Source organism: Roseovarius roseus (assembly GCF_043355935.2).
Lineage (GTDB): Bacteria > Pseudomonadota > Alphaproteobacteria > Rhodobacterales > Rhodobacteraceae > Roseovarius > Roseovarius roseus.
Window position 1 is genome coordinate 253879 of record NZ_JBHFPE020000005.1, and the last position, 10406, is coordinate 264284.

Sequence of the window (10406 nt, forward strand, 5' to 3'; positions counted from 1 at the left end):
TCTTGCGAAAAATATCCTCGCCGAAGGCGTGAAACCCCTTTTGGCGGACCATTTCCCTCAGGGCAGGCTCGCCAAAATGTCGGCAGCGGCCTGCGCCGGGTCTTCGGCGGCCCAGATGGGGCGCCCGACGACGATATGATCGGCGCCGTCCTCCAGCGCCTGGGCCGGGGTCGCCACGCGCTTTTGATCGCCCAGCGCGCTGCCGGCTGGCCGCACGCCCGGTGTCACGATCAGTTTACCCGCCGCCTCGGGCAGGGCGCGGATCATCGCGGCCTCCTGCGGCGAGGCGATGACACCGTCGGCGCCTGCCTCGAATGCGCGTGCGGCGCGGGTCGTGACCAGATCGGGGATATCCCCCGCCTGAATCAAACCTGCATCCAGATCGGCGCGGTCCAGCGATGTCAGGATTGTCACGGCAAGGATCTGGGTCGGCTTGCCCGACGCGCCCTCGGCGGCGGCCCGCACGACATGCGGATCACCATGCACCGTCAGCAGGTCCAGATCGAACTGCACGAGGCCGCGCACGGCTGCCTCGACCGTTGCGCCGATGTCGAAGAGCTTCATGTCGAGGAAAATACGTTTGCCATGCTCTGCCTTCAGCTCATTGGCAAGCGCGAGGCCGCCGCCGGTCAGCATCCCGAGGCCGATCTTGTAGAACCCCACTTGGGGGCCAATCTGCTCTGCAAGGTTGAGGCCAGAAAGCGCGTCAGGCACGTCAAGGGCGACGATCAGGCGATTGTCGGGTGTCTGTGTCATGGGCGCGGCTCCGGGTTCAACTGGTGCGCCCTACATACGGCGCACCGGCTTCAGGTCAACCGCGCCGATGCGCCCGTCAGGCCGCAGCGTTGCCCAGAAGGCGCGACAGAAGGCTTTTCTGGCTGGCATCCGCAATGGCCTGCTTCAGCGGGGCGGCATGATGCAGGCGGGTCTTGCCGGCAGCACTCCTGTGCGCCGTGCGGGCCGCCTGCGCGAGGCCGCGCACAATAAGCCCGTATTCCGCGTGCAACGGGGCGGCAACGAAGGCCGGGTAGGAAAATGTCTGTCCTTGATCGTGGAGTTTCACCAGCGTTTCGAATGCACCGATCTCGGGGTTGTAGCGCACGTTGTCGAACTGAATTTTCTCGATCTTCATTGGACTGCTCCTTCGTTTAGCCAACCTCAATGGCTGGTGAGGGGCCTGTGGATAACTTGCCCTTCTCAAGCATAACTAGGCGGTAGCTGTTACGGTTTCATCACAGGGCACGAAAAGTTTACCCAAGCGGCATTTTGGGGGTTGGCAGACCTTGAAGCCGTCTCGCCTGTTGCCCAAATACAACTCAAGGGTTCCACCGGCACATGCCTCTACGCAGGGTGCGCCACCGGAATATCGCTTGTAAAAAGGAGACTACCATGGACTTGAACAAGTTCACCGAGCGTTCGCGCGGGTTCATCCAAGCGGCGCAGACCATCGCGATGCGCGAAAGCCACCAGCGTCTGTCGCCCGAGCATCTGCTCAAAGCGCTTCTCGACGACGAAGAAGGCCTTGCCGCCAATCTGATCCGCCGTTCGGGCGGCGATCCGGCGCGCGTGGCCCAGGCCAATGACGCCGCCGTCGCCAAGATTCCCGTCGTACAGGGCGATGCTGGCCAGACCTACATGGACCAGCAGACAGGCAAGGTTCTGGCCGAGGCCGAGAAGCTGGCGACCAAGGCCAAGGACAGTTTCGTGCCCGTCGAGCGTTTGCTGCAGGCGTTGGCGTTGACGAAATCCTCTGCCAAGGAAGCACTTGAGGCGGGCAACGTCTCGGCCCAGACGCTGAACGAGGCGATCAATGATATCCGCAAGGGCCGGACGGCGGACACGGCAAGCGCCGAGGACAGCTATGAGGCGCTTGAGAAATACACGCGCGATCTGACCGCCGCCGCCGCCGAGGGCAAGATCGACCCGATCATCGGCCGCGACGACGAGATTCGCCGCGCGATGCAGGTGCTGAGCCGCCGCACCAAGAACAACCCGGTTCTGATCGGTGATCCGGGCGTGGGTAAAACGGCGATTGCCGAGGGCCTTGCCCTGCGCATCGTCAATGGCGACGTGCCCGAAAGCCTTGCGAACAAGCGTCTGCTGAGCCTCGATATGGGCGCGCTGATCGCTGGTGCGAAGTATCGCGGCGAGTTCGAAGAGCGTCTGAAATCCGTCCTCAACGAGGTGACGGACGCAGCGGGCGAGATCATCCTATTCATCGACGAGATGCACACGCTGGTCGGTGCGGGCAAGGGTGATGGCGCGATGGACGCGGCCAACCTCATCAAGCCTGCGCTGGCGCGGGGCGAACTGCACTGCATCGGTGCGACCACGCTCGACGAGTATCGCAAGCATGTCGAAAAGGACGCGGCGCTGGCTCGGCGGTTCCAGCCGCTGGTCATCAACGAGCCGACGGTCGAGGACACGATCAGCATCCTGCGCGGCATCAAGGAGAAATACGAGCTGCACCATGGCGTGCGGATCGCGGATAGCGCCCTGGTGGCGGCGGCAACGCTGAGCAATCGCTACATCACGGACCGGTTCCTGCCTGACAAGGCGATCGACCTGATGGACGAGGCTGCCAGCCGTCTGCGGATGGAAGTGGACTCCAAGCCCGAAGAGCTGGATGCGCTGGACCGCGAGATCATGCAAAAGCAGATCGAGGCCGAGGCGCTGAAGAAAGAGGATGACAACGCCTCGAAGGACCGACTGGTCAAGCTGGAAAAGGAGCTGGCAGATCTTCAGGACCGCTCGAGCGAGATGACCGCGAAGTGGCAGGCCGAGCGTGACAAGCTGGCTGGCGCACGCGACATCAAGGAAAAGCTGGACCGTGCCCGGATCGATCTGGACCACGCCAAGCGCGCGGGCGATCTGGCCAAGGCCGGTGAGTTGAGCTACGGCGTCATCCCCGGTCTGGAAAAGCAACTGGCCGAGGCTGAGCAGTCCGAAGAGGACGGCGTGATGGTGGAAGAGGCCGTGCGCCCCGAGCAGATCGCGCAGGTCGTCGAGCGCTGGACGGGCATCCCCGTCGCCAAGATGCTGGAAGGCGAGCGTGAGAAGCTGCTGGGCATGGAGGCCGGTTTGCACAAGCGGGTCATCGGGCAGGATACGGCGGTCAAGGCCGTGGCCAACGCCGTGCGCCGTGCGCGTGCAGGCCTGAATGACGAGAACCGCCCGCTGGGCAGTTTTCTCTTCCTCGGGCCAACCGGCGTGGGCAAGACCGAGCTGACCAAGGCCGTGGCCGAGTTCCTCTTTGACGACGACAACGCGATGGTCCGCATCGACATGTCGGAGTTCATGGAGAAACACAGCGTCTCGCGTCTGATCGGTGCCCCTCCGGGCTATGTCGGTTATGACGAGGGCGGCGTTCTGACCGAGGCCGTGCGCCGGCGCCCCTATCAGGTGGTGCTGTTCGACGAGGTTGAAAAGGCGCATCCGGACGTGTTCAACGTCTTGCTGCAGGTGCTGGATGACGGCGTTCTGACCGACGGTCAGGGCCACCGCGTCGACTTCAAGCAGACGCTGATCGTCCTGACGTCAAACCTCGGGAGCCAGGCGCTGAGCCAGTTGCCCGAAGGTGCCGATGCGGCGGATGCCAAGCGCGGCGTGATGGAGGCGGTGCGGGCCCATTTCCGGCCCGAGTTTCTGAACCGGCTGGATGAGACGGTGATCTTTGACCGGCTGAGCCGCGACAACATGACCGGCATCGTCGACGTGCAGCTTGATCGGCTGAAGAAACGTCTGGCAGCTCGCAAGATTACGCTGGATCTGGACGAGGCGGCCAAGAAGTGGCTGGCCGATGAGGGGTATGACCCGGTTTTCGGTGCCCGCCCGCTCAAGCGTGTGCTGCAGCGTGCGATCCAGGATCCGCTGGCCGAAATGCTGCTGGCCGGTGACGTTCTGGACGGCTCGACCGTGACCGTCACGGCGGGCGACGGGGGGCTCATCATCGGGGACCGCGTCGGGACGACCAAGCGGCAGCCGCCAGAGGATGCCGTCGTTCACTGAGCGGCGAAATGACTGAGAAGGCCCGCGCATGGATACATGCGCGGGCCTTTTTCTTGGCGGATGGTCCCGGTGCGGCACCCCTCAGGACATATAGGCCGCTTGGCTGGCCTTGGCGCGGAGGCGCACAAGGTCAGTGGCCGGACGGAAACTGCCCGCTTGCGCGGCGGCCCACCACTCGGAATAAAGCGTATCCTCGGGCGCATCGATCAGGATACCCTCGGGAAGGAAGGAGTGGATCAGGTCCATCGGCAGCGCGGCCTGCGGCCCGGTCCTGTGCATCATGTGATGCGGCTGCAACTCACAGGGATGCTTGAGACCGGCAGCGGCGACCATGTCCACCAGCGCAGCGACCGTCTTGTGGTGAAAGCGCGCCGACCGGACGCCCTGCACCTCGGGGATGAGGCCGCGCTGGCGGGCCGCGTTCTGGGTGGCGACGCCCGTGGGGCAGGTGTCCATATGGCAACGCTGCGACTGGATGCAGCCCACCGACAGCATGAAGGCGCGCGCGGCGTTGCACCAATCCGCCCCCAGCGCAATGTTGCGGGCGAGGCCCATGCCGGAATAGATCTTGCCGCCCGCGACCAGCTTGATGTCGTTCTTGAGGCCGCAGCCGACCAGCGCGTTGCGCATCAGGATCAGCCCTTCGTTGAGGGGCGTTCCCACCCAGTCCGACAGCTCCAATGGCGCGGCGCCGGTGCCGCCCTCGCCGCCATCGACGACGATGAATTCGGGCTTGATGCCGGTCTCAAGTATGGCCTTCATCATGGCGAAGACCTCATAGGGCTGCCCGATGCACAGCTTGATCCCGACGGGCTTGCCGCCCGACAGCTCGCGCATCTGCGCCGCGAATTCCAGCATCTCGATCGGGGTCGAGAAGGCCTTGTGCGCGCGCGGCGAGATGCAATCCTTGCCCTGCTCGATCCCGCGCACCCGCGCGATTTCCGCCGTGACCTTGCCACCCGGAAGCATGCCACCATGGCCGGGCTTGGCTCCCTGGCTCAGCTTGATTTCCGTCATCTTGACCTGATCGCGCGTGGCGGTGTCGCGAAACATCTCGGGATCGAAATTGCCGTCCTTGCCGCGCGCGCCGAAATAGCCCGAGCCCAGCTCCCACACCAGATCGCCGCCATGCGCCGTGTGATGATCGCTCACGCCGCCTTCGCCTGTGTCATGGTAATAGCCGCCCTTGGCCGCGCCGATATTCAGCGCCCTAATCGCATTGGCCGAGAGCGAGCCGAAACTCATCGCCGAGACGTTTAGGATCGACGCCGAATAGGGCTTGGACGTCTGATCATGGCCGACATGGACGCGCGGGGCGGTGTCGGGGTCATTCTCTGGCGCCATCGAGTGCATGAGCCAGTGGTAATCCTCGGCGTCGGTCTGCCGCTCGGTCCCGAACGGGTGCGTATCAGTCTCGCCGCGAGCGCGGGCATGGACGAGGTTGCGCGCATCGAAGGAATAGGGCGTGCCGCTGAGGTCGTCCTCGACGATATAGGCGCGCAGATAGGGGCGCAGTTTGTAGAAGAGCCACCGCACCCGGCCCGCGACAGGGAAGTTGCGAGTGATGGTCCAGGTTTTCTGAAAGCGGTCATAGACGCCCAGCACCACGACAGGCACGGTGAAGATCAAAACCAGCAGCCAGGCGGCATTGATGAAGGCCAGCCCAATGGCGAGGACCGACAGGCCAAGCGCCGTGACAGGTATGATCGCGCGTTTGATGGTGTCCAGCATGCGTGCCTCCTGGCGCTTGGATGTGCGGCGTTGCGCCTTGGTACGCCATGCGGCCCGCAGAGCAAAGCGTGGCGAGGTTCAGGCCGTGTGTGGGGAATAATGTGGCGGATCGGTTGCGCATCAAGAAACAATAACCAAGGAATCATAGATATGTTGTCAGCATTCCGGGGCGCACGCTATGCTGCGGCCAAAGCGCCGGGGTGGCCGAGGCAGGCCGATAAACCCACGATGCGCAGCGCAAAAGGCAAAGAATAGTTGGGTATATATGGCAGACCAAGACGACAGCGACAGCCCCGATGACGCGCCCGACACGCCCCGGTGGCTGGATGATCTGCGCCCCGGCGCCGAGGGTGAGGGATTTTTCGAGAAGAACCTTCGTCACTCGCTGATGTTCGTCAAACGGCCCAGCGACCGCCTGCTTGTGACTTTCGACAACCTCTCGAACGTCAATGATGAAAGCGTCCTGCGCGAGCCGTGGGCTTACAAGTTCGCGGCCGATAGCGGTTTTTCCCATCTGGGCGTGATGGCACATGTCAGCGACTGGTATCGTGACGAAGGATTGATCCGCCGGTTCGAGGCGTTGGCGGCGGAGGGGTTTTTCGAAGGCTACGAGCGCGTCGTCTTCGCCGGTGTGTCGATGGGCGGCTATGCCTCGCTGGCCTTTTCATCCTTGGTGCCCGGCGCGCATGTGGTCGCGATCAACCCGCAAAGCACGCTCGACCCCGATCTGGTTCCGTGGGAGACGCGGTATGAGAACGGTCAGCGACAGGACTGGACGCTGCCGCTGGGCGACGGTGCCGCGCTGACGCAGGGCGCGGGCCGCATCAACGTGTTCTATGATCCTTATTTCGAGCTTGATCGCCAGCATATCGAGCGCTTGCATGGCGATAACATCCGCATTTTCAATTGCTGGTTTTCCAAGCACAAGACGGCGGTGTTCCTGCGCAAGATCGGCGCGCTCAAGCCGGTGATGACCCGCTGCATCATGGACGAGCTGACCGAGGCCGGGTTCTATGACCTCTATCGCGCACGGCGCGATCTGCCGTGGTATCGCGGCGCCATTTCCAACCATTTCCGCGAGAAGGGCCGCGAGGCGCTGGCCGACGTGTTCGACAAGGCCTTCCGTCGCCGCTTGCGCCGGGCCAAGCGCCGTGCCGAGGCGGTTCCCGAAGCGCCGGCGATCAAGGCGCCTGTCACTGGCCCGGCTCCACAGTCCGGTCCGGCCCCGGATGCCGAGGCGCATCTTCGGGTCGGCGGTCAGTCCAAGATCAAACGCGCCAAGATCCCGACGGACGGTAGCATGGCGCGTATCAGGATGCCCGAAAAAGCGGGCAAGAAAGCGCCCGCCAAGGGCCTGGGTCTCAAGAGCGTCCTCGTCACCACGATGAAGAACGAAGGGCCCTTCATGCTGGAATGGGTGGCCTACAACCGCATGATCGGATTTACCGACTGCCTGATCTACACGAATGATTGCGATGATGGGACCGACCTGATCGCGCAGCGCCTCGAGGCGCTGGGCCTCGCGACGCACCGCGAGAACCCGCTGAGGGAGGGCATCAGCCCGCAGCGCACAGCCCTGCGCGATTCCGCCAGGCAGGATGTGGTGAAGGAGGCCGATTGGCTTCTCTGCGCGGATTGTGACGAGTTTCTCAACATCCGCGTCGGCAAGGGGCGGCTGGATGACCTTTATGCCGCGGTCGGCGACGCGGACGGAATTTCCGTCTGCTGGAAGCTTTTCGGCAATAGCGGGCGCGTCGAGTATTCGGAAGATCTGGTGATCGACCAGTTCGACCGTGGTTTGGGCGAGACGGAATACCCAAATTTCCGGTCGCTGGGCATGAAGACCCTGACGCGCCAGAACGAGAGGTTTGCCAAGCTGCGCGTTCACCGACCGATGTTTCACCTTGATCGCGGCGATATCGCGTGGGTCGATGGCGGAGGCAAGCCGATGCCCGAGGATTACCTCGTTTCCGGCTGGAAGGCGTATGGCGGGTTCAGCCATGACTATGTCCGCCTTCACCACTACGCCGTGCGGTCGGTCGACAGTTTCCTCGTCAAGCGGGACAGGGGGCGGACGAACCATGTCGATGACGATCAGGGCATCGACTATTGGTCCAACATGAACTTCAACACGCAAGTTGATCCGTCCCTACATGCCCGCCTGCCTGCCTTGCGCAAGGAACTGGCACGCATGTTCAAGGATCCCGAGCTGGCCGATCTGCATAAAAACGCCGTCGCCTGGCACCGGGCCAAGATCGCCGAGCTGCGCCAGCGCGAGGACTGGAACGGGTTTCGCGACACGATCACGGCCATAAACGCAGCGCCCGAGCTTCAGGACAGTTGACCCGATGGCGTCGCGGACCCCGGAGATTGTGCTACATGGCGGCGTTCACAAGACGGCAACGAGTCACATTCAGTCGATCCTTCAACGCAACGCTGGCCGGCTTCGCAAAAGCGGCGTCTATTACGTGCACCACCGTGACACACGAAAGGAATATACCGTTCCGGTTCAGCTGAACGGCTACGAAAAGATCGGGATGGATTTTCAGCCGAAGGTCACGGATGCCGAGCTCGAGGACATCGCCGCCACGTTCTTTGCGCAGATCGACGCACCGCCGGGCGCGCGTATCATTCTGTCGGACGAGAATATGGCCGGGCATAGCGGCCATTGCGTACGCCGCGGATTTATCTATCGCTGGCGCAAGACGCTGATCCCGAATTTCGCGCAGAACATCCCCTATCCGGTCACGGAACTTCATCTCGCAATTCGGAATTACGCGGATTTCTTTGCCTCGACCTTCGTTGAATTCCTGCGCTCGGCATCGGGCGAGAAGGTGATCCCCGAGGCGCAGATGAAACGCGCGGTCCTGTCGAACCTGCCAAGCTGGACCGGTTTGGTCGATTTGTGCCTCAAGACGTTCCCGGACGCGCAATTGTTCATCTGGCGATTCGAGGATTATCGCGCACTGTCGGACACAGTCATCGCCAACCTGTGCGGTCCCGATATCGATTGCCGGGCGCTGGCCGCCCCCAAGCGCAAACGCGGGCGCCCGTCGGCCAGTCACCGCGCCATTCAGGAGCTTCTGATCGAGGCCGAGCGCAACGGTGGCGAGGCGGCGCTGGCCCGCAGGGTCGAAATTCAGGATGCCTACCCCCGTGGCCCGGACTATCCCGGCTATGATCCCTGGAGCAAACAGGAACGTGCACACCTGACCGGCCTCTATGACAAGGACGTCGCCGAGATTGCCAGCCGTCCGCGCGTCACGATGCTGAGCCCATGACCGTCGCGACACCACAATAACAATCAAGTTCGCCGAGCGGGTGCTCGAGCGGCGATAATAATAACAGAGGACAGAGTCTAAAGATGAGCAAACTTCATCACATCGCCATGCTGTGGGTCGAAGGTCCGCTAAGCTATCTTGAGCAGCTTTGCGTGAAATCCTTTCTGGATGCGGGTCATCCGGTGACGCTGTATCACTATGGCCCGGTTTCGAATGTGCCCGAGGGCGCCAAGCTGGTGCATGGCGATGTCATCCTGAAGCGCGATGAGTTCATTCAGCACGGGAGAACAGGCAGCCTGGCGCTTTTTTCCGACGTGTTCCGCTATCACCTCCTGTCGAAATCCGATCGCACGATCTGGGCCGACACGGATGCCTATTGCGTAAAGCCGTTCGAGACGCAGACCGGGCACTATTTTGGCTGGGAAAGCGAAAGCCATATCAATGGTGGCGTTCTGGGTCTGCCAAAGGACAGCCCGGCATTGGCCGGACTGCTGGAGATGAGCCATGATGAGTTCGGCATCCCCGAATGGTATAGCGACGGCTTCAAGGCCAAGCTGAAAGCAAAGGCCGATGCCGGCAACCCCGTCCATGTCAGCGAATTGCCTTGGGGGATATGGGGTCCTCAGGCCGTCACCCACTACGTTCAAAAGACCGGGGAAGACAAATATGCCTTCCCGTGCGAGGTGCTATACCCCGTGCCGTTCGCCAAGCGGCGCATGATTGTCAAAGGTGACCAGCGCAAATCTGTCGAGAAATATCTCACCGAAAAAACGACGTCGATCCATCTCTATGGCCGAAGGATGCGGCAGTATCTGGTGTCGCTGCCGGACGGCCTGCCGACAGAGGGAGGGTTGCTGGATCATTTGCTTGAGAAACACGATATTGATCCCGCCGCAGCGCCCGTCATCCAAAAAGGGCCTGCTGCCGAACCTGTAGAGTAGGTGGGCTAAACTGCGCTCGGGCGGCTTCGGGCACCGGACAGGGCGGGGAGGGTACGCAGGTATCCCCGCCCTTTTCGTTGATGTGGGCAGCAATGCGATGCTCGTCCTGGCAAGGGCGTCTTCGGGCTCTGCGGCGAGTCGGCGCGATTAGCGGCCTTCTAAGGGGATTCCCAAGCCTCTGCCCGAAGCATTCACTACGATTCCCCGCATCACCCTGCGGAAGGCGCGTCATAAACTTGCGCGGCGCTGGCCATCCTCGCAACAAGCTTCACCTAACCCCCTAAAATTACGCGAAAAACAGGAAAATGCGGTAAATGTCGGTCTTTGTCGAAAAAAGGGGTTGCGGGTATGCGGAACTAACCGTAGAACCCCCTTCACCGGCGGCGCTGAGGCGCTGTTGGGATGCGGGACGGACGGACGAGGCGGTGCCTTGGAGGTCTTGACG

General features: G+C 62.4%; 7 protein-coding genes. 4 read left to right on the top strand and 3 right to left on the bottom strand.

Annotation, left to right across the window (positions count from 1 at the left end; genetic code table 11):
• Positions 1 to 57 precede the first annotated feature (57 nt).
• Both pyrF and ACEWPL_RS11210 read right to left on the bottom strand, forming a co-directional pair.
• A complete protein-coding gene (gene pyrF / locus ACEWPL_RS11205; RefSeq protein WP_393934217.1) occupies positions 58 to 756 on the bottom strand; it encodes an orotidine-5'-phosphate decarboxylase in 699 nt (232 codons plus the stop codon).
• Positions 757 to 832: 76 nt separating this feature from the next.
• A complete protein-coding gene (locus tag ACEWPL_RS11210) occupies positions 833 to 1132 on the bottom strand; it encodes a hypothetical protein (protein ID WP_393934216.1) in 300 nt (99 codons plus the stop codon).
• 257 nt (positions 1133 to 1389) lie between these two features.
• Here ACEWPL_RS11210 and clpB point away from each other — a divergent pair, with 257 nt between their 5' ends.
• Positions 1390 to 4008, top strand: a complete 2619-nt coding sequence (gene clpB / locus ACEWPL_RS11215; protein ID WP_393934215.1) for an ATP-dependent chaperone ClpB — start codon at positions 1390 to 1392, stop codon at positions 4006 to 4008.
• An 81-nt stretch (positions 4009 to 4089) separates the two neighbouring features.
• On the opposite strand, the gene ACEWPL_RS11220 is transcribed toward clpB, so the two are convergent.
• A complete protein-coding gene (locus tag ACEWPL_RS11220; RefSeq protein WP_393934214.1) occupies positions 4090 to 5739 on the bottom strand; it encodes an FMN-binding glutamate synthase family protein in 1650 nt (549 codons plus the stop codon).
• Positions 5740 to 6004: 265 nt separating this feature from the next.
• On the opposite strand from ACEWPL_RS11220, the gene ACEWPL_RS11225 reads away from it, so the two are divergent.
• From ACEWPL_RS11225 to ACEWPL_RS11235, 3 genes are all read left to right on the top strand, one after another.
• Positions 6005 to 8083, top strand: a complete 2079-nt coding sequence (locus ACEWPL_RS11225; RefSeq protein ID WP_393934213.1) for a glycosyltransferase family 2 protein — start codon at positions 6005 to 6007, stop codon at positions 8081 to 8083.
• A 4-nt stretch (positions 8084 to 8087) separates the two neighbouring features.
• A complete protein-coding gene (locus ACEWPL_RS11230) occupies positions 8088 to 9020 on the top strand; it encodes a hypothetical protein (RefSeq protein ID WP_393934212.1) in 933 nt (310 codons plus the stop codon).
• Between the two features lie 83 nt (positions 9021 to 9103).
• Positions 9104 to 9961, top strand: coding sequence for a hypothetical protein (locus tag ACEWPL_RS11235; protein WP_393934211.1), 858 nt, complete (start codon positions 9104 to 9106; stop codon positions 9959 to 9961).
• Positions 9962 to 10406: the final 445 nt, after the last annotated feature.